Source organism: Rouxiella badensis (assembly GCF_026967515.2).
Taxonomy (GTDB): domain Bacteria; phylum Pseudomonadota; class Gammaproteobacteria; order Enterobacterales; family Enterobacteriaceae; genus Rouxiella; species Rouxiella badensis.
The window spans coordinates 47,772-66,116 of record NZ_CP114062.1; the positions used below are offsets into that span (position 1 = coordinate 47,772).

Consider the following 18,345-nt stretch of genomic DNA (forward strand, 5'->3'; position numbering starts at 1 on the left):
GGATAATTATCTTGGACATCTCAACCTTCGGTCAAATCAACCCGCCTAACCGTCTGCTGATGGGCCCAGGCCCAATCAACGCCGATCCGCGCGTGCTGCGCGCGATGTCGAGCCAGCTCATCGGCCAGTACGATCCGGCGATGACCGGCTACATGAATGAAGTCATGGCGCTGTACCGCGCGGTATATAAGACCCGCAATCAGTGGACCTTCCTGATCGACGGTACCTCGCGTGCCGGTATTGAAGCCGTGCTGCTGTCGGGCATTCGTCCGGGCGACAAGGTGTTGGTGCCGGTATTTGGTCGCTTTGGTCATCTGCTGTGCGAAATTGCCCGCCGCTGTCGCGCCGAAGTGCACACCATCGAAGTACCGTGGGGTGAAGTCTTTGATCCACAACAGGTTGAAGACGCCGTCAAGTCGGTCAAACCGCGCTGGCTGCTGACCGTACAGGGTGATACCTCGACCACCATGCTGCAACCGCTGGAACAGCTGGGCGACATCTGCCGTCGCCACGGCGTACTGTTCTACTGCGATGCAACGGCATCCTTTGCCGGCAACGTGCTTGAAACCGACGCCTGGGGCCTCGATGCGGTGTCTGCGGGTCTGCAAAAATGCCTCGGTGGCCCATCCGGCAGCTCGCCAGTGACTATCAGCCCGAAATTTGAAGAACAGATCCGCCGCCGTAAATGTATCGAAGAAGGGATCCGCACCGCCGACCACGCCGACGGTGACGAAGAGATGATCTACTCCAACTATTTCGATCTCGGCATGATCATGGACTACTGGGGACCTGAGCGCCTCAACCACCACACCGAAGCGACCAGCATGCTGTTTGCTGCCCGCGAATGTGCTCGCGTCATTCTGGAAGAAGGTCTGGACAACACCATCGCTCGTCACAAGCTGCACGGCGACGCGCTGCTGGCCGGTATTCAGGGCATGGGACTGGAAGTGTTCGGCGACCTGAACCACCGCATGAACAACGTGCTTGGCGTCGTTATTCCGCCGGGCGTGCACGGTGAGCAGGTGCGTCAGACCATGCTTCTCGATTTTGGTATCGAGATAGGCACCTCGTTTGGCCCGCTGAGCGGCAAAATCTGGCGCATTGGCACCATGGGCTACAACGCTCGCAAAGACTGTGTGATGCAAACGCTGGTGGCGCTCGAGGCGGTACTAAATCGTCTGGGCTTCGCGTCGAAATACGGTGCCGGTTCTCAGGCCGCATGGGACCACTATGCCGCCGTGACAAACGGTGTGGTAGGAGGCCAGTAATGATAGCAGCCATCCCATTGAGTACAGAGGCAGAGCAGGCGGCGCTCAGAGTGATGGCGCGCTGCGATAGACTCGCAGAACTGAGTGAAACACCGGGCGAACTGACCCGGGTTTACCTCTCCGCACAGCATATTCAGGCCAACCGTCTGGTGGGCGAATGGATGGCGGCAGTGGGGATGACGACCTGGCAGGACAGCGTCGGCAATATCTGTGGCCGCTATGAAGGTCTTGACCCGCAGGCGCCAGCGCTGCTGCTCGGTTCCCATCTCGACAGCGTGCGTAATGCGGGGCGCTACGACGGCCCACTCGGCGTATTAACCGCTATCGAAGTCGTGGCTCATCTGCATTCACAAGGGATCCGCCTGCCGATGGCGGTGGAGATTGTCGGTTTCGCCGATGAAGAAGGTACCCGTTTTGGCATCACGCTGCTTGGCAGCCGGGGTTTGACCGGCACCTGGCCGCAGGACTGGCTGCAACGCACTGACGCACACGGCATTTCCGTGGCCGAAGCTATGCTCGGCCTCGGGCTGAATCCAGCCGATATTCTGGCGGCGCAGCGCGACGTTAACGATTTCTGTGCCTACCTCGAGCTGCACATCGAGCAGGGTCCTTGCCTGCAGTCTGCTGATTTGCCGTTGGGCGTCGTGACGGCGATCAACGGCGCTCGTCGTCTTAACTGCGGCTTCGTCGGCCACGCCGGCCACGCCGGAACCGTGCCGATGGGGCACCGTCAGGACGCCTTGGCCGCCGCTGCCGAATGGATGGTCGCCATCGAAACGATGACCGCTGCACGTGGCGATAATCTGGTGGCAACCGTTGGAAAGATAGAGAGTTTTCCGGGAGCGGTTAACGTTATTCCGGGCGAGGTCAGACTGTCGCTCGACGTGCGCGGTCCTGAAGATAACGCGCTCGGCGTGCTGCTTGCTGATCTGCTGGGCAAGGCCAATGAGATTGCTGCCCGACGCGGTCTGCGCTTTGACGCCGAGCAGTTCTACGGTATTCAGGCCACCGCCTGCGACCCTGCGTTACAGCAGCGTTTGGCGCAGAGCGTTGAGGCATTGCAGGGGCAGTCGATGCTGCTGCCGAGCGGTGCGGGGCATGACGCCATCGCAATTGCCGAACGCTGGCCGGTCGCGATGCTGTTTGTTCGTTGTAAAGACGGTATCAGCCATCATCCCGACGAATCGGTGACCGTGGAAGACGTAGCCTATGCGACGCAGGCGTATATCGACACGGTTTTAGGTTTTGCTCAGTAAAAAATCAGCAATTAATCAGGGACTGAAGATGACCTTAGAGCAATTTAATGCACTGTCGGCGCACGCAGCGCGTGAAGCGCTGACCCCCTGCGTGAGTATCCCGCAGTGGGTGAATGCAGTGACTGACGCACGACCGTTTCACACCGTCGATGAGGCGGTGAGTTTTGCTACCCAGGCGAGTCACGGCTGGCAGGCAGAGGCTATCAGCAGCGCGTTGGCCCAGCATCCGCGCATCGGCGAACGCTTGCAGGGCGACAGCAGAGAGGCGGCGCTGTCGCGCGCCGAGCAGGCCTCTTTGGGCCTCGAACAACAGACCACGCAGGCACTGCTGGAAGGCAATCAGCAATATGAACAACGCTTTAACCGCGTTTTTCTGATCCGTGCCAAAGGCAGAACACCGGACGAAATTCTCGCGCATCTGCATCGTCGTTTAAAGAATAACGATGAGCAGGAGCTGAAAGAGACGGCTGAACAATTACAGCAGATAACCCTGCTGCGCTTTAAGGAGTTATTTAACTGATGACCAAGATAACGACCCATATTCTGGATACTTCATTAGGTAAACCCGCCGCGAACGTGCGGGTGTGGTTGGAAAAAATCGACGGTCAGCAGGCGTTAAAAATCAATGAGACGGCGACCGACGCGGACGGTCGTGTGGCGGGCTTAACCCCTGAGGGCGTCGAGGCAGGGAACTACCGACTCTATGCCGACGTGGGCGCGTATTTCTCCGCCAACGGGCGTGAGACGCTGTACAACCTGGCGATTGTTGACGTCATTATTTCGGCCGAGCAGGCGCACTACCATCTGCCTATCCTCCTCAGCCCGTATTCTTATTCAACTTATCGCGGGAGCTGACCGCCGGGAGTTGCCAAAATGAATAACGTTTCCAAACCGACCGTCTCAGCGGCCGCGCCGGAAGACGCGCGTTTGCCACTGGGAAAAACCTTTGCCTACGGCCTACAGCATATTCTGACCATGTACGGCGGTATCATTGCGCCGCCGCTTATCATCGGCAGTGCAGCCGGTCTGGGGGCGACGCAAATAGGCATGCTTATCACCGCCGCGCTGTTTGTGAGCGGGATGGCGACGTTGCTGCAAACGTTGGGTATTCCTGGCTTTGGCGCACGTCTGCCGCTGGTGCAGGGGGTGTCATTTGCCGGTGTTTCTACCATGGTGACCATTGTCACCGGAGGGGGCGGGTTACCGGAAGTGTTTGGTGCCGTTATCGTTTCTTCGCTGATTGGCCTGATAATTGCGCCGTATTTCGCGCAGATTATTCGTTTCTTCCCACCGGTGGTTACCGGAACGGTGGTGACGGTGATTGGACTGTCGCTGATGCCGGTCGCGGTGCGCTGGGCAATGGGCGGTAATGCCCATGCGGCAGATTGGGGCTCAACCGGCAACATTGGGCTGGCGGCCTTTACCCTGGCGATTATCCTGCTGCTCAACCGTTTTGGCAGCCAGACTATCGGACGCATTTCGGTACTGATGGCGATGTTACTCTCGACCGTGGTAGCGATTTTTCTCGGCAAAACCCATTTCTCGACGCTGGGGCATAGCTTGACGCTGGCGATACCCTCGCCGTTTGCCTATGGTTTGCCGACGTTTAACGTGGCCGCGATTTTGTCGATGCTGTTGATTGTACTGGTATTGCTGACTGAAACTACCGCCGGTTTAGTGGCCGTTGGCGAGATAGTCGGTTCTCCGGTCGATTCCAAACGCATCGCCAAAGGGCTGCGCGCCGATATGCTGAGCAGCGCGCTGTCGCCGGTGTTCAATTCATTTCCACAGAGTTCTTTTGCGCAGAACATCGGCCTGGTGGCGTTAACCGGCGTGAAGAGCCGTTTCGTGGTGGCGGCGGGGGGCGTTATTCTTATCGCACTCGGGCTGTTGCCGAGCCTGGGCACCGTTGTCGCGTCGATCCCTTCGCCAGTACTCGGTGGGGCGGGCGTAGTGCTGTTTGGATCGGTAGCCGCCAGCGGCATCCGCACCCTGTCGAAGGTGGAATATAAGGACAATATGAATCTGGTGGTGGTGGCGACGTCGATAGCCTTCGGGATGATCCCTATCGTGATGCCGAGCTTTTACGATCACTTCCCGGGCTGGGTACAAACGTTGCTGCACTCGGGGATCAGCGCTGCCTGCCTGGCAGCGGTGACCCTGAATGCGCTGTTCAACCCATTAAGAAATACGGATGCTTTAACCGCACACTCTTAGTTAACGCATCGTGGCTTATCTCCCGTTCTCTGTTGCATTGGCGCACTTGCTGTAGAAATGCCATCAACAGAGGATGGGGGCGCTCACGGCGTGACTGCAACTCGGGATTCCCCTGTACGCCAACGAAAAACGGGTGGTCGTCCAGCTCGATGCATTCCGCCGACAGGCCCGACTCATCGGTACCGGTCACCTGCAATCCTGTGCAAGAAAGTCGGTCGAGCAATTTTGGACTCAGCCGCCAGCGCTGGTTGTAGCGAATCTGCGCCTCTCTTCCCATCATCTTCGCCATCCTGCTGCCAGATTGGAACAGCACCCTGTGATTGCCCCTGCGCACCGGCTCCTTCTCCAGCGGCAGGATTGACTGTAGCGCTCTGAGTGAAGACGGGCCGGGCATGGCAACCGTTTCTTCGCCGAGCACCTTCTGCCCCAGCGCGGTGACCATCATGTGCATGCCGCTGTTAATGCCCAGCACCGGCGTCTGGTTGTCCATAGCCCATTTCACGACGGTGAGCTGGCTTAGGGTGTTGGCGTTAATGTTCTCGGCACCCTGAACGCTGAGGCCAGGCAGCAACGTACCATCGACGTCATAGAGCGTGCTGTCGAGCTGGCTGCCGACCAGCGTCGGGGGAATGAAGACAATCTCAATGTTCATTGCCAGTGCATCGGCGGCGTCTCCCAGTGCAGCGAGCATCGCCGGATAGCTGTCGCGGTGCTCGGCTGCATCGCCCAAAACGGCGAGTCTGAGTTGATTTCCGGCACGCATCACCGGCTGAGTGACTGCGCCTAATACCCAACGCCCGAAGCGATCGCGGGTCCAGCCGTTGCTGCGAATTTTGCCGTTTTCGCAGTCTTCAAGCTGATAGCGATCCTGGTTTTTGACCACCTGCAGGGACTCGATAGCGATCCCTTTTTCGGCGATCGTCCGGATCATTTGTGCATAGCAAGGGGAGGACAAAGGCTGATTCAATGGAACGACGATATCCTCCTTAACTGCCCGATTTATCAGCGATTCTAACTCAAATTCTGCACCCGCTCCGCGACCCGTCAAGCGTTCCAGCCAGAGTAAGCCACTGGTAATCTGCTGCCCCTGTGGGGAAATGTACTGGCGAGAATTAATGAAACGCTGGTTGTCGAATCTGACCGGCAGGTGACACAGCGGCAACGCGCGCAACTCAGCAAGTATCGCGGCCAGCGCACCGTAATAAACAGGTTCAGGCGTGGAGTGTGCAATAAACGTGATAGTCATCAGTTACCCTCTGTCAGATGTTTTAGCAGGGGAGACTGGATGCAAGAATTGCACCAGCTATCGGTACAGTGATATGAGTTTACATTAATGGCTCTGTGAGAGCCTGAACTCCCACAGAGCTAAGGCCGTTAGTCGTGACGCAGGAAGCTGTCGGCGTCGAGCCATGCCGGGAAAGCTTCGCGATATTCCTGAAGCGCCTCCAGAGACAGTTCGGCTTCGATTATCATCGCTGCACCGGGTTCAGCACGGGCCAGCTCTTCACCCTGAGGACTGATAATCAGGCTGTCACCGCTGTAGTGATGGCCATTATCATCGTCGCCGACGCGGTTGCAGCCTGCGACGTAAGCCTGATTCTCGATGGCGCGGGCGGTCAGCAGCGCCTGCCAGTGATGCGTACGGCGTGCAGGCCAGTTGGCGACGTAAAGCGCCAGGTCATAATCCTGAGTATTGCGTGACCATACCGGGAATCGCAGGTCGTAACACACCTGCGGAAGAATGCGCCATCCGCGCCATTCGACCACTTCGCGACGTGTGCCCGCGACGTAATAATTGTGCTCACCCGCCATGCGGAACAGGTGCCGCTTATCGTAGAAATGCACCTTACCCTGCGGCTCGACCAGCAGAAAACGGTTCACCGCGCCCTTCGGCGTAGACAACGCAACGCTGCCACCTATCATGGCGTTCAGATTGCGCGCCCACTTGTGCAGCCACTCGACGACGCGAGATTCAGGCAGAGCGCGCTCGGGAGCCTGCATGGCAAAACCGGTGGTGAACATTTCCGGCAGGATAATCAGGTCACGATTAATCAACGGCCCCAGCAGTGAGTCAAAATGGCTCAGGTTGGCTTCACCGTCCAGCCAGACCAGCGGCTGTTGTAATACCGACAGTTTTAAAGTTGACACAGGCGCTCCGCAGCGGCGTCCAGCGTGGCTTCTTTCTTGGCGAAGCACAGGCGGATCAGTTTATGTGGGAAAGGATCGGCGCAGAATACCGAAAGCGGTATTGCAGCCACACCCACATGTTCAACCAACCACTGACAGAATGCAACGTCATCCAAATCAGAGACTTCACTGTAATCGACCAGCAGGAAATAGGTGCCTTCGCTTGGCAATACCTTGAGGCGGCTTTTTGCCAGCCCCTGTGCCAGACGGTCGCGTTTGGCCTGATAAAACTCTGGCAGCGCCTGCCAGTGTTCTGGGTGCTCGCGCAGCATGTCCGCTAAGGCAAGCTGTACCGGCGTGGTGATGGCGAAGGTCAGGAACTGGTGAATCTTGCGCAGCTCGGCGCTAATGGCCGCCGGCGCCTGGCAATAGCCCACGCGCCAACCGGTCATGTGGAAGGTCTTGCCGAAGGACGACACGGTGATGGCGCGCTGGCGCAACTGGGGGTGGCGCAATACGCTGGCGTGGCCGTCTTTGGCGAAGCAGATGTGCTCGTAGACTTCATCGCTTATTACGAAAATATTGCGCTCGGCGACTATCTGCCACAGGCGCTCGACGTCTTGTTCGCTCCAGGCGGTGGCGGTCGGGTTGTGTGGAGTATTAATGATGATAACTTTGGTGCGGTCGGTAATCTGGTCGGCAAGCTTTGACCAATCGACCCTAAACTCTGGCGGCAGAAGCTGGATACGCTTGCTCACGCCGCCTGCCAGCTGAACGGCGGGTGCGTAACAGTCATAGCTTGGATCAAAGCTGATCACTTCATCACCCGGCGATACCAGTGCTGTTATCGCGATGTACAGGGCCTCGGTTGCGCCAGAGGTAATGGTGATGTCCGTTTCGGCGTCAGGACGGTAGCCGTAGGCCTGCTCGGTTTTATCGACAATAGCGTTACGCAATGCGGCGGTGCCGGTCATTGGCGCGTACTGGTTCGAGCCTTCCGCCACGTGCACGCTCAGGCGTTGACGCAGGTACTCTGGCCCATCAAAATCGGGAAAACCCTGAGACAGGTTGATAGCGTTGTGTTTTTGCGCCAGCGCACTCATCTGCGAGAAAATATTGGTGCCTAACGCCGGGAGTTTACTCTGTGGGATCAGTGCTACAGTACTCATGGATTTTCTTGCTCCAGTCGCCTTGAAAGCGATAAAAATCGTAATGTGGTGAGGTTTGCCGATAGCAAAATTGTCGATACCTATTGGTTGATACTACCGCACGATGATAATATTTGGCAATCGAGACGCTTAGATGTTTAAACGGCTAAATAGCGCAATCATCTAGCTCAGAGCGAAACAGAATAATCAGTCAGAAAGCGCGGCACGGACCCCCTCATAAACGCACGGTTTTCAGGAAAAATAATGACCGAAAATAATCCTCTTGATGCTCTACTTGCGGCCTGCCACTGGATTGGTGAAAAAGGCTGGTGCCCGGCTACCGGCGGCAATATGTCCGTGCGCGACGGTGACAGCCACTGCCTTATTACTGAATCGGGTAAGGACAAAGGGCAACTGACCGCCGATGATTTTCTGCAGGTAGAGATTGCCACCAACCACGTGCCGAGCGGCAGAATACCCTCTGCTGAAACCGGTTTGCATACGCTGATTTACGGACTGTATCCTGAAGTGGGTGCGGTATTGCACACCCACTCGGTAAACTCGACCGTGCTGTCTCGCGTTGAGCACAGCAACGGCCTGGTGTTGCAGGGGTATGAAATGCAGAAGTCGCTGGCGGGTCAGCGTACGCACCTCGACGAGGTGGTTATTCCCATTTTCGACAATAGTCAGGATATTCCTGCGCTGGCCGCAGAGATAGCTCAATGGGCCCAGTCACATCCGCTACACTATGGTTTTCTGGTCCGCGGACACGGCCTGACCTGCTGGGGCAAAAATGTCGCCGAGGCGCGCCGTCATCTGGAGGGACTGGAGTTTTTATTCCAGTGTGAACTGCAACTTCGCCTGTTGGAGGCCAAATGATCCGTGCCATTGTGACTGATATTGAAGGGACAACGACCGACATCCGCTTCGTGCATCAGGTGCTGTTCCCCTATGCTCGTGCCCGGTTGGCCGATTTTATCACCCGCCATGGGCAAGACCTGGAAGTATTGCAGGCATTGGATGCGCTGCGTGAAGAGATTAATGAACCGCAGGCTGAAATCGTCGAACTGGTCGATCAGCTCTACGTCTACATGGACAAGGACGAGAAATCCCCGGCGCTGAAAACGCTGCAAGGTATTATCTGGCGCACCGGTTATACCGCAGGGGATTTCCGAGGGCACGTTTATCCCGACGTTGTACCGCAGCTGGTGCAGTGGCAGCAGCAGGGCATCAAGCTGTTTGTTTACTCATCTGGCTCGGTCGACGCGCAAAAGCTGCTGTTTGGCTACAGTGAAGAGGGCGACCTTCTGCCGCTGTTCACCGACTATTTCGACACTCGCGTGGGGGCCAAGCGCGAGGTGACGTCCTATCAGAATATAGCCGAACAGCTGCTGCTGCCGGCGCAGGATATCCTCTTTTTATCAGACATTCGCCAGGAGCTGGACGCTGCGCGCGAAGCGGGCTGGAATACGTGCCAGCTGATTCGCGATGAGCCAGACGAGCAGAGTGACCACAAGCAGGTTAACCGTTTTGATCAGGTTGTGATTGACTGATCCACTGACCAGGAGTTTGCAATGAGTGCACTGACCATTTTCAGCGACAGCGACCCTTCGGCCCCTATCTGGGAAAGCCGCGACGGGGAGGCGATCGCCGCCGAGCTCAAGAAGATTGATGTCCGATTCGAACGCTGGCAGGCTGACCGTGAGCTCGGCAGCAATCCGCAGCCGGAGCAGGTTATCGAGGCCTATCAGCGCGAAATCAATAAGCTGGTGGCGGAGAAAGGCTATCAGAGCTGGGACGTTATCAGCATGCGCCCTGACCACGAACAGCGCGAAGCGTTACGCAGCAAATTCCTGTCCGAGCATACCCATGGCGAAGATGAGGTGCGCTTCTTTGTCGAGGGCGCGGGGTTATTCTGTCTGCATCTCAACGGCAAGATTTTCCAAATCCTCTGTGAAAAGAATGACCTGATTTCGGTCCCTGCCAACACGCGTCACTGGTTTGATATGGGCGGTTCACCGTCGTTTACCGCGATTCGCGTTTTTGACAATCAAGAAGGCTGGGTGGCGCACTTCACCGGCGACAAGATAGCCGATGCCTATCCGAGAATGGGGGAGTAATACGGCCATTTTCGGCTGGCGCACCGCCTAAATGGGTGAGAGACAACAGGGGAAGGTGTCATCTCTTGTCTCTCAACCCTAATCTTGGCCGGGCTTAATCAAATTTGCGTTTAAAGATCCCTTCTGCCACCTGTGCCGGCGTCACCACGCCACTGTCCAACACCCACCCACTGATAAGCTCGGCAGGCGTAACGTCAAACGCCGGGTTATAGACGTCAGCATCGACCGGTGCCCACTGCACGTCGCCAAAACTGCCCGATACGCCAGTCACTTCTTTGGCTGCGCGCTGCTCGATGGGGATGGCATCGCCGTTCGGACAGTGTGGATCGTGCGTCGTATGCGGCGCGGCGACATAGAAAGGAATACCGTGATAGCGAGCCAGTACCGCCAGACTGTAGGTGCCAATCTTGTTGGCGACGTCGCCGTTGGCCGCAATGCGGTCGGCGCCGACCCACACGGCATCGACCTGCCGCTTGGCCATTAGGCTGGCCGCCATCGAATCACAAATCAGCTTATAGGGAATGCCGAGCTCGCCCAATTCCCAGGCCGTCAGTCGACCGCCCTGCAATAAAGGACGCGTTTCATCGACCCATACCTGCGACACCTTTCCCTGCTGATGTGCGCGGTGGATAACGCCGAGCGCCGTGCCAACGCCCGCAGTGGCTAGCCCCCCGGTGTTGCAGTGGGTCAGCAGACGGCTACCTTGCGTCACCAGCGCCGCGCCATTATTGGCAATCCGGCTGCAAAGCTCGCGGTCTTCACCGACCAGACCTTCGGCTTCCTGAACCATCGCCGGGACGTGAAAGCGCTGCTCCAGTGCCACTTTCATGCGGTCGAGATTATTCATCAGATTTACCGCCGTCGGGCGTGACTCGCGTAGCGTTATCAGTGCTTTATGCAGATCCGCAACCGGCATGCCTTCTTCTGCGAGCTGGGCAAGCAGCAGGCTGGCGGATAAACCAATCAGCGGTGCACCGCGAACGCGCAGGGCGTGGATGTGCCCCACGAGGTCGTCAACGCTGCGGCAGAGGTGCCACTCGGCGCGCTGCGGCAGGGCCTGCTGGTCCAATATCCACAGCTGACTTTTGCGGATACGTAAACTGGTGGTGGTAAGAGTCTGCATTGTGATTTAAATCCCTGTTGCGCGGTTGCATCTGGCTGCTTATTCTGCCAACATAAGTTTCGGATGTATAGACGTCTAAATGCTTTTATGGCTATATGCTTTGGGTCAATAGAATTCAGTTTCACAATAAAACAAGTCGGGTTGTATAAGAAAGATTACGAGAGGTTAGGATGTCACGTTATTACACGTTTAGCGCCGCAGATGCCGTAGAGTACGCCCGCCAGTTTGGTGGCGTTGAAGACCCGCAATCGTTAGTCAGCGCCGAAGAGGTCGGTGACGGTAACCTGAATCTGGTGTTCAAAATTCGCGATACCGCAGGCGTGAGCCGCGTCATTGTGAAGCAGGCGCTGCCCTATGTGCGCTGTGTAGGTGAATCCTGGCCGCTGACTATCGACCGCTCGCGTATAGAAGCAGAAACCCTGATTGTGCACGCTGAATACTGCCCACAGCACACCGTGAAAGTCCTGCATCATGACCCGGAGTTGGCGGTCATGGTACAGGAAGATCTCTCCGACCATCTTATCTGGCGCGGCGAGCTGGTGAAGGGAAAATACTATCCTCAGGCGGCCAGCCAACTGGGTGAATATCTGGCTCAGACACTGTTCCACACTTCAGATCTTTATCAGGATGCCCAGAAGAAAAAATCAGAAGTCGGTCGCTTCCTTAACCCTGAGCTTTGTCTGATAACCGAAGATCTGTTCTTCACCGATCCTTATATCGAACACGAGCGTAACCGCTTTGAGCCGGCCCTCAAGCCTGAGGTTGATGCATTGCAGGCCGACATGACGTTGCGTCTTGCGGTGGCTTCGCTCAAGCAGCGGTTCCTCAGCAATGCCGAAGCCCTGCTGCACGGCGATGTACACAGTGGTTCGATTTTTGTGGCCGAAGGCAGTCTGAAAGTCATCGACGCCGAATTTGGCTTCTACGGCCCAATCGGCTTTGATCCAGGCTCTGCGATGGGAAATCTGCTGCTCAACTACTGTGCGTTGCCGGGACTGGTCGCCACCCGTGAAGCCGCCGACGGACGTGAGCAACGCCTACAGGAGCTGCGTGACCTTTGGTTGAGTTTCTCCGAACGTTTCCTACAGTTGGCGCGTGATAAAACGCAGGACGTCGTGTTTAAAGTACCGGGTTATGCCGAGCATTTCTTGCAGCAAATCTGGCACGACGCCGTAGGTTACTGTGGATCGGAGCTTATTCGTCGCACTATTGGTTTCTCACAGATTGCTGACCTCAAAAACATTCGCGATGACGAGATGCGTCATGATTGCCAGCGCCACGCGGTAAGCCTGGGCCAATGGTTGATCATCACCGCACCGCAGATTAACGATATCGAAGCGCTAATCGCCCGCATTCGCCAAAACGGCTAGATTTTCCTCTCTGTTTCGCCTAAAAACGCCGCGAACCCCTTCAGGGTGCGCGGCGTGTCAAATAAGTCATCAGAAAGAAGGGGCACTTGCGCCGCAGACTTGTATAATGCCCGGCTACGAGGTGCCAGCGGGTAAACCCAGTGCAGTTCCTCGGTTTACCAACTAACCCACACGGGAATACAGAATTATGATGAATAACGATGTCTTGCGCAGCGTTCGCTACATGCTCGATCTGAGCGAAGGCAGGCTGATTGAGATTTTGGCGTCTACCGGAACCATCATTACTCCAGCGGTGATGTCGCGTTATCTGAAAAAAGAAGACGAAGCGGACTATATGGTTTGCCCTGATGAAGTGATGGCAAACTTCCTGAACGGTCTGATTTTCTTCAAACGTGGTAAAGACGATCGCTTCCCCGCTCCGGAAGTTGAAAAGCGCGTCACCAACAACGTGATGCTGAAAAAGCTGCGCGTTGCCTTTGAGCTGAAAACTGAAGATTTGCAGGCCATTCTTGCGGCCGCAGATTTCAAAGTGTCTGAAGGTGAGCTGAGCGCGTTCTTCCGTAAGGAAGGCCACAAGAATTACCGCCCGTGCGGCGATCAGGTTCTGCGCTACTTCCTGAAAGGCCTGACCATGCGTGTGCGTCCGAAGAAAGGCTGATTGTTCTCTGATTTTTTCCTGAGAATACCGCCCACAAAAAAACCGCCTGATGGCGGTTTTTTTGTGCGGGTCCGGTCAGCGGCCTTTCCAGCAAGTTTTATGTTACATCACCCAAGCCTGAGTCAGTGACGTCACTGTGCTCGGATCAAGAGGGGAGGTCAAGCCGCTTCAATATGTTGAGTTGACGGCTTTTCCTGTTCTTTTTTCTCAGGTTTTTGCTGTGCCAGCTGGTCGGCCTCAAACTCGTCGACGTTAATCGAGCGCAGGCGGCTTTCCTCGGCGCGAGCCAGAATGCGGGCGTCATCGGCGCTCAAATGACCGGCGTCCATCCCCATTTGTGCCAGCTTGTCCAGACGGGTAAACGACAGTTTTTTACCCATCGCATCACACAGTCTTTTATGTACCGGTTCGGCGGCGATAATATCGGCCAATGCCTGCTCCATCTGACCCACCGGGTTATGCTCGCTTGGGGTCAGATATTGACCCCGCGCGATACGGCTACGGGTCGCAGACGGTACCTGAAGAATGCGCGCCAGCTGGTGGTCAAGCAGGTCAGACGGTGCACGATGCACGCGGCCAAGTGGGAAAATAATCATCGTCATCACCGCCGCAATAAAGCCGTTCGGGAAGTTGCGCAGCAGATCGGCGATGGCCGTTTCAGCCTGATTTAGACAGTCTTGCACGCCCCAATGTACCAGCGGCAGGTCAGCCTCGATGCGGCCCTCTTCGTCATAACGTTTTAGCGTCGCCGTTGCCAGATAAAGCTGGCTAAGGATATCGCCAAGGCGTGCCGAGATACGTTCACGGCGTTTCAGACTGCCGCCGAGCACGCCCATCGAGATATCGGAAAGCAGCGCCAGGTTGGCACTCAATCGATTGATATGCTGGTAATAGCGACGTGTCGCATCGTTCACCGGCGCACGGCTGGTGCGGCCATGCGTCAGTCCCAGCCACAGGCTGCGCACCTTATTGCTGCCGACGTGTCCAATATGACCAAACAGCGCACGGTCAAAGGCGTTGAGGTCGTTGCTCTCGGCCGCAGCCATCTCTTTGAGCACGTAAGGATGGCAGCGAATTGCGCCTTGTCCAAAGATTATCATACTGCGGGTGAGGATGTTTGCGCCCTCAACGGTAATGGCTATTGGAGCCCCCTGATACGAGCGGGCAACAAAGTTACTGTTACCGAGCATAATACCTTTACCGCCGGTGATATCCATGGCGTCCATTACCGCGCGCTGACCGCGATGGGTACAGTGGTATTTCACAATAGCCGACAGCACGGCGGGTTTTTCCCCGAGCATAATACCGTTAGTAATCAGCGTTGCGGCGGCGTCCATCACATAGGCGTTACCGGCGATGCGGGCCAGTGGCTCCTCAATACCTTCCATTTTACCAATCGGCAGTTTGAACTGACGGCGAATGTAGGCGTAGGCACCGGTGGCAACAGCCAGTGATTTCAGGCTACCGGTAGAGTTGGACGGCAAGGTAATACCGCGACCGACCGACAGACATTCAACCAGCATACGCCAGCCCTGACCGGCCATTTTTGGCCCGCCAATAATGTAATCGATCGGCACGAAAATACCGTTACCGCGGGTAGGACCGTTCTGGAACGGAATATTCAGCGGGAAGTGGCGATGGCCAATTTCTACCCCTTGAGTATCGGTCGGAATCAGCGCACAGGTAATGCCAAGTTCCTCGACGTCGCCCAGCAGATGGTCAGGGTCTTTCAGTTTGAAGGCCAGCCCCAGCACCGTAGCGATAGGTGCCAAGGTGATATAGCGTTTGTTCCAGGTCAGTTTCATACCGAGAACCTGTTTACCCTGCCATTCGCCCATGCACACCACGCCGAAATCTGGGATAGCGCCAGCATCTGACCCTGCCTCAGGGCTGGTCAATGCGAAGCAAGGTATTTCAAGACCTTTGGCCAGGCGAGGCAGATAGTGATTTTTCTGCTCGTCGGTGCCGTAGTGTTGCAGCAGTTCGCCTGGGCCGAGGGAGTTAGGGACACCCACGGTGATAGCCAGAATGCCGGAAACGCCCGCCAGTTTTTGCAGCACACGCGCCTGAGCGTAGGCTGAAAACTCGAGGCCGCCGTACTCTTTTTTAATGATCATCGCGAAGAAGCGATGCTCTTTCAGATAGGCCCACAGTTCGGGCGGCAAGTCTGCCAGCTCGTGAGTAATCTGGAAGTCATTTGCCATGCGGCAAGCTTCCTCAACCGGGCCGTCAATGAAGCGTTGTTCTTCTTCGGTCAGCGTTTGCTGAGGATAATCATGCAATTTCTTCCAGTCGGGCGTGCCGCTGAACAAATCGCCTTCCCACCAGGTTGTACCGGCCTCAATCGCTTCCTTCTCTGTGCGCGACATGCTCGGCATGACCTTACGGAAACTGCGCAGCGCAGCGCGTGAGAACAGGGCGCGGCGCAGCGGCAGCACATTCAAAGGCAGCAAAATAATCACCAGCGGCAGCAGGAGCCAAGGGGTCCACAGGCCTAAAAAGGCCATTGCGGCAGTGTAGACCAGCAGAATAGCGCTGCTCGCCGGCAGGTTGATGCGGTGATAAAACAAGGCTCCAATAAGAACCAGTAGGGCAACAATGCTAAGAACCATCATAGTAAAACTCCTGAGTTGTAGGAGGTCTGACCTGTTGAGTGGATACTATGGTTTTAGTCCAAGCGAAAGGCTTTATCAACGCGTTTACATCCTAATTACAACTTACGTCACAAAGTCGCAGCACGATGTGTCAAAAGCGTAAAGTATCTTATTTGGGACGGCTGGAAGACTTCTCGCTTTTTCGGCTTTCCGCTACACTGCACGGCAAAACAATTCAATGCTCGGTTAACCCGCGGCAACAGAAACGATAAGAGGCTGCCATGTACCTGGATATCATTCGTACTGAACTTAACGAAGCTGCTGAAGTTCTTAATAAATTCATCAGCGACGAGAACAACATTGCGTCTATTCAGCGCGCTGCAAAATTGATTGCTGACTCCTTCAAGGCCGGTGGCAAAGTGCTGTCCTGCGGCAACGGCGGCTCACACTGCGACGCGATGCACTTCGCCGAAGAGCTGACCGGTCGTTATCGCGACAATCGTCCCGGCTATCCAGCGATCGCCATTTCCGACGTCAGTCACATCTCCTGTGTCAGCAACGATTTCGGTTATGAATACATCTTCTCCCGCTATCTTGAAGCCGTAGGCCAAAAAGGCGACGTGCTGCTGGGCATCTCTACTTCAGGTAATTCCGGTAACGTCATCAAGGCGCTGGAAACCGCGAAAGCCAAAGGCATGAAAGTGATTACCCTCACCGGCAAAGACGGCGGTAAAATGGCGTCACTGGGTGCCGATGTTGAAATCCGCGTTCCACACTTCGGTTACGCCGATCGCGTGCAGGAAATTCACATCAAAATCATCCATATCCTGATATTATTAATCGAAAAAGAGATGGCGGAATAATAAGCTTGCTCAGGCAGGTTTTATTATTCCAATGTGAAAGTTAAGGAGACTGGCGATGTGCGAACTGCTCGGGATGAGTGCAAATGTCCCTACCGATATTTGCTTCAGCTTTACCGGGTTGGTGCAGCGTGGGGGGCTTACTGGTCCACATAAAGACGGCTGGGGTATTACCTTTTATGAAGGTAACGGCTGCCGAACTTTTAAAGATCCACAGCCCAGCTTTAATTCGCCCATTGCCCGCCTGGTGCAGGAATACCCGATCAAGTCTCTGGCTGTCATCTCGCATATCCGTCAGGCTAATCGCGGTGAAGTCTCACTGGAAAACACCCATCCGTTTACCCGCGAGCTATGGGGCCGTAACTGGACTTATGCGCACAACGGCCAGCTGCGAGGTTATCGCCAGCTAGACACCGGCACCTTGCGCCCGGTCGGACAAACCGACAGCGAATACGCATTCTGCTGGCTGCTGCACAAATTAACCCAACGTTATCCGCGCACGCCGCGCAGTTGGCCGTCGGTGTTTCGCTATATTGCCTCACTGGCGGATGAGCTACGTCAGAAGGGCGTGTTTAATATGCTGTTGTCGGATGGGCATTTTGTGATGGCGTACTGCTCGACCAATCTTCACTGGATAACCCGTCGTGCCCCCTTTGGCAAGGCGACACTGTTGGATCAGGACGTGGAAATTGATTTTCAGCAGCAGACGACGCCGGATGATGTTGTCACGGTCATTGCGACCCAGCCGCTGACGGGCAATGAAACCTGGAACAAGATTGCTCCAGGCGAGTTTGCATTATTTCACTGTGGCGAACGCCAGCTGTGAAGGCTGTGGCGTCAAGGCCTGTGACTGATTAACCACGTAATTGCCGTTGATCACTGAAACGCTCGGCGGCTGGTGGTATTTCTGGAAGTAGGCATAGCCAGGCTGCAGCTGACGCCAGAAATTGATGTAGTAAGAGCCTCTGTGCAACTGCATGTTGGAGTCGGTCATCTTGAACGGGTAGATGCTAATTTCAACGTTGCGCTGACCATTGTCGAACGCCGCCTGAACGTAGTTATAAATCACATTCATGTAGGCATCGGTCATTGCATAGCAGCCGATAGAAAGACAGTTACCGTGGATCATCAGATATTTACCTGAATAACCCTGAGCGCGGTCATAATCATTCGGGAAGCCGATATTAATAGCGCGATAGAAACGGCTGTCTGGCTTCAAGTGATGAATATCGATGTTATAAAAACCTTCTGGGCTTTTAAAATCGCCTTCACGACGTTTGTTGCCTAATCCACCTGAAAAATCACAAATGCGATACGCACCCACTAGCTGGAATTTATCTTCGACTTTGGCATAGAGTTCGAGAGTACGCTCTTGCTTAAATATCTGAATATAAACGGGTGAACCTAATAATTGCTGTTTAACACCACTCTCAACCGGGACCTGTTCGCTGGCGACAGCGGTGCTCACGGCAAAAAAGGGCAAACTGAAAAGCATCGCAAGCAGCAGCGCGATTCTGACCATTCTTAATCCTGCTTTATATACAACTCTATTATTTATTATCCGCAAACCAGACGTCGCGGACTGCCACTGATATTCACTAACC

18 protein-coding genes are annotated in these 18,345 nt (G+C 55.5%); 12 read left to right on the plus strand and 6 right to left on the minus strand.

Annotated features, from left to right (window positions below; translation table 11 throughout):
- The first annotated feature begins 8 nt into the window (after nucleotides 1-8).
- The 5 genes from O1V65_RS00470 to O1V65_RS00490 are packed head-to-tail and all read left to right on the plus strand — an operon-like array spanning nucleotide 9 to nucleotide 4,741.
- Complete coding sequence (locus O1V65_RS00470) at nucleotides 9-1,268, plus strand: pyridoxal-phosphate-dependent aminotransferase family protein (protein ID WP_084912886.1); 1,260 nt, start codon at nucleotides 9-11, stop codon at nucleotides 1,266-1,268.
- Complete coding sequence (gene hpxK / locus O1V65_RS00475; RefSeq protein ID WP_017491123.1) at nucleotides 1,268-2,524, plus strand: allantoate amidohydrolase; 1,257 nt, start codon at nucleotides 1,268-1,270, stop codon at nucleotides 2,522-2,524. Before O1V65_RS00470 ends, hpxK begins: the two co-directional genes overlap by 1 nt.
- A gap of 28 nt (nucleotides 2,525-2,552) precedes the next feature.
- On the plus strand, nucleotides 2,553-3,044 hold the full coding sequence (gene uraD, locus O1V65_RS00480; protein WP_269130074.1) for a 2-oxo-4-hydroxy-4-carboxy-5-ureidoimidazoline decarboxylase: 492 nt from the start codon (nucleotides 2,553-2,555) through the stop codon (nucleotides 3,042-3,044).
- Nucleotides 3,044-3,379, plus strand: a complete 336-nt coding sequence (uraH, locus tag O1V65_RS00485) for a hydroxyisourate hydrolase (RefSeq protein ID WP_017491121.1) — start codon at nucleotides 3,044-3,046, stop codon at nucleotides 3,377-3,379. Before uraD ends, uraH begins: the two co-directional genes overlap by 1 nt.
- 18 nt (nucleotides 3,380-3,397) lie before the next feature.
- On the plus strand, nucleotides 3,398-4,741 hold the full coding sequence (locus O1V65_RS00490) for a nucleobase:cation symporter-2 family protein (protein WP_269130075.1): 1,344 nt from the start codon (nucleotides 3,398-3,400) through the stop codon (nucleotides 4,739-4,741).
- Here O1V65_RS00490 and O1V65_RS00495 read toward each other — a convergent pair.
- The 3 genes from O1V65_RS00495 to O1V65_RS00505 form a co-directional block, all read right to left on the minus strand.
- Nucleotides 4,698-5,987, minus strand: coding sequence for a glutamine amidotransferase-related protein (locus O1V65_RS00495; RefSeq protein WP_269130076.1), 1,290 nt, complete (start codon nucleotides 5,985-5,987; stop codon nucleotides 4,698-4,700). The two genes, O1V65_RS00490 and O1V65_RS00495, sit on opposite strands and share 44 nt — an antisense overlap.
- 128 nt (nucleotides 5,988-6,115) lie before the next feature.
- The gene (locus O1V65_RS00500; RefSeq protein WP_084912882.1) at nucleotides 6,116-6,889 is read right to left on the minus strand and encodes an amidohydrolase; all 774 of its coding nucleotides are present in this window, start codon (nucleotides 6,887-6,889) and stop codon (nucleotides 6,116-6,118) included.
- Nucleotides 6,877-8,037 carry a pyridoxal phosphate-dependent aminotransferase gene (locus tag O1V65_RS00505; RefSeq protein WP_017491117.1) on the minus strand — a complete coding sequence of 387 codons (1,161 nt, stop codon included), beginning with the start codon at nucleotides 8,035-8,037 and terminating at the stop codon, nucleotides 6,877-6,879. Before O1V65_RS00505 ends, O1V65_RS00500 begins: the two co-directional genes overlap by 13 nt.
- Nucleotides 8,038-8,280: 243 nt before the next feature.
- Here O1V65_RS00505 and O1V65_RS00510 point away from each other — a divergent pair, with 243 nt between their 5' ends.
- Genes O1V65_RS00510 through O1V65_RS00520 form a run of 3 tightly spaced genes read left to right on the plus strand, consistent with a single transcriptional unit; the run spans nucleotide 8,281 to nucleotide 10,136 of the window.
- Nucleotides 8,281-8,895 (plus strand): methylthioribulose 1-phosphate dehydratase, encoded by a 615-nt coding sequence (locus O1V65_RS00510; RefSeq protein ID WP_017491116.1) that lies wholly within the window; start codon nucleotides 8,281-8,283, stop codon nucleotides 8,893-8,895.
- Entirely contained in the window at nucleotides 8,892-9,569 is a 678-nt protein-coding gene (mtnC, locus tag O1V65_RS00515; RefSeq protein ID WP_017491115.1) for an acireductone synthase, read from the plus strand. Before O1V65_RS00510 ends, mtnC begins: the two co-directional genes overlap by 4 nt.
- Before the next feature lie 21 nt (nucleotides 9,570-9,590).
- Nucleotides 9,591-10,136, plus strand: coding sequence for a 1,2-dihydroxy-3-keto-5-methylthiopentene dioxygenase (locus O1V65_RS00520; protein WP_017491114.1), 546 nt, complete (start codon nucleotides 9,591-9,593; stop codon nucleotides 10,134-10,136).
- Nucleotides 10,137-10,230: 94 nt separating this feature from the next.
- On the opposite strand, the gene mtnA is transcribed toward O1V65_RS00520, so the two are convergent.
- Nucleotides 10,231-11,259 carry an S-methyl-5-thioribose-1-phosphate isomerase gene (gene mtnA / locus O1V65_RS00525; protein WP_017491113.1) on the minus strand — a complete coding sequence of 343 codons (1,029 nt, stop codon included), beginning with the start codon at nucleotides 11,257-11,259 and terminating at the stop codon, nucleotides 10,231-10,233.
- A 170-nt stretch (nucleotides 11,260-11,429) separates the two neighbouring features.
- Between mtnA and mtnK the strand changes: the two genes are divergently transcribed.
- Together mtnK and O1V65_RS00535 are read left to right on the plus strand one after the other, a co-directional pair.
- Nucleotides 11,430-12,629, plus strand: coding sequence for an S-methyl-5-thioribose kinase (gene mtnK / locus O1V65_RS00530; RefSeq protein ID WP_269130077.1), 1,200 nt, complete (start codon nucleotides 11,430-11,432; stop codon nucleotides 12,627-12,629).
- A 187-nt stretch (nucleotides 12,630-12,816) separates the two neighbouring features.
- Nucleotides 12,817-13,287, plus strand: a complete 471-nt coding sequence (locus O1V65_RS00535) for a YehS family protein (protein ID WP_017491111.1) — start codon at nucleotides 12,817-12,819, stop codon at nucleotides 13,285-13,287.
- 158 nt (nucleotides 13,288-13,445) lie between these two features.
- Here the strand turns inward: O1V65_RS00535 and fadE are convergent, their stop codons facing one another.
- Entirely contained in the window at nucleotides 13,446-15,902 is a 2,457-nt protein-coding gene (fadE, locus tag O1V65_RS00540) for an acyl-CoA dehydrogenase FadE (RefSeq protein WP_017491493.1), read from the minus strand.
- A 260-nt stretch (nucleotides 15,903-16,162) separates the two neighbouring features.
- Here fadE and lpcA point away from each other — a divergent pair, with 260 nt between their 5' ends.
- Complete coding sequence (lpcA, locus tag O1V65_RS00545; protein WP_055781231.1) at nucleotides 16,163-16,744, plus strand: D-sedoheptulose 7-phosphate isomerase; 582 nt, start codon at nucleotides 16,163-16,165, stop codon at nucleotides 16,742-16,744.
- 55 nt (nucleotides 16,745-16,799) lie between these two features.
- Nucleotides 16,800-17,567 (plus strand): class II glutamine amidotransferase, encoded by a 768-nt coding sequence (locus O1V65_RS00550; protein WP_017491491.1) that lies wholly within the window; start codon nucleotides 16,800-16,802, stop codon nucleotides 17,565-17,567.
- Here the strand turns inward: O1V65_RS00550 and dpaA are convergent.
- Nucleotides 17,538-18,263: a peptidoglycan meso-diaminopimelic acid protein amidase gene (dpaA, locus tag O1V65_RS00555; RefSeq protein WP_017491490.1), complete on the minus strand. Its 726-nt coding sequence runs from the start codon at nucleotides 18,261-18,263 to the stop codon at nucleotides 17,538-17,540. The genes O1V65_RS00550 and dpaA overlap by 30 nt on opposite strands.
- Between the last annotated feature and the right edge of the window lie 82 nt (nucleotides 18,264-18,345).

Excerpts from the sequence above, each read along its gene's own strand:
- hpxK (WP_017491123.1), top strand. The coding sequence starts at position 1,268 with ATGATAGCAGCCATCCCATTGAGTACAGAGGCAGAGCAGGCGGCGCTC.
- uraD (WP_269130074.1), top strand. The coding sequence starts at position 2,553 with ATGACCTTAGAGCAATTTAATGCACTGTCGGCGCACGCAGCGCGTGAA.
- uraH (WP_017491121.1), top strand. The coding sequence starts at position 3,044 with ATGACCAAGATAACGACCCATATTCTGGATACTTCATTAGGTAAACCC.
- O1V65_RS00490 (WP_269130075.1), top strand. The coding sequence starts at position 3,398 with ATGAATAACGTTTCCAAACCGACCGTCTCAGCGGCCGCGCCGGAAGAC.
- O1V65_RS00495 (WP_269130076.1), bottom strand. The coding sequence starts at position 5,987 with ATGACTATCACGTTTATTGCACACTCCACGCCTGAACCTGTTTATTAC.
- O1V65_RS00505 (WP_017491117.1), bottom strand. The coding sequence starts at position 8,037 with ATGAGTACTGTAGCACTGATCCCACAGAGTAAACTCCCGGCGTTAGGC.
- O1V65_RS00510 (WP_017491116.1), top strand. The coding sequence starts at position 8,281 with ATGACCGAAAATAATCCTCTTGATGCTCTACTTGCGGCCTGCCACTGG.
- mtnC (WP_017491115.1), top strand. The coding sequence starts at position 8,892 with ATGATCCGTGCCATTGTGACTGATATTGAAGGGACAACGACCGACATC.
- O1V65_RS00520 (WP_017491114.1), top strand. The coding sequence starts at position 9,591 with ATGAGTGCACTGACCATTTTCAGCGACAGCGACCCTTCGGCCCCTATC.
- mtnA (WP_017491113.1), bottom strand. The coding sequence starts at position 11,259 with ATGCAGACTCTTACCACCACCAGTTTACGTATCCGCAAAAGTCAGCTG.
- mtnK (WP_269130077.1), top strand. The coding sequence starts at position 11,430 with ATGTCACGTTATTACACGTTTAGCGCCGCAGATGCCGTAGAGTACGCC.
- O1V65_RS00535 (WP_017491111.1), top strand. The coding sequence starts at position 12,817 with ATGATGAATAACGATGTCTTGCGCAGCGTTCGCTACATGCTCGATCTG.
- fadE (WP_017491493.1), bottom strand. The coding sequence starts at position 15,902 with ATGATGGTTCTTAGCATTGTTGCCCTACTGGTTCTTATTGGAGCCTTG.
- lpcA (WP_055781231.1), top strand. The coding sequence starts at position 16,163 with ATGTACCTGGATATCATTCGTACTGAACTTAACGAAGCTGCTGAAGTT.
- O1V65_RS00550 (WP_017491491.1), top strand. The coding sequence starts at position 16,800 with ATGTGCGAACTGCTCGGGATGAGTGCAAATGTCCCTACCGATATTTGC.
- dpaA (WP_017491490.1), bottom strand. The coding sequence starts at position 18,263 with ATGGTCAGAATCGCGCTGCTGCTTGCGATGCTTTTCAGTTTGCCCTTT.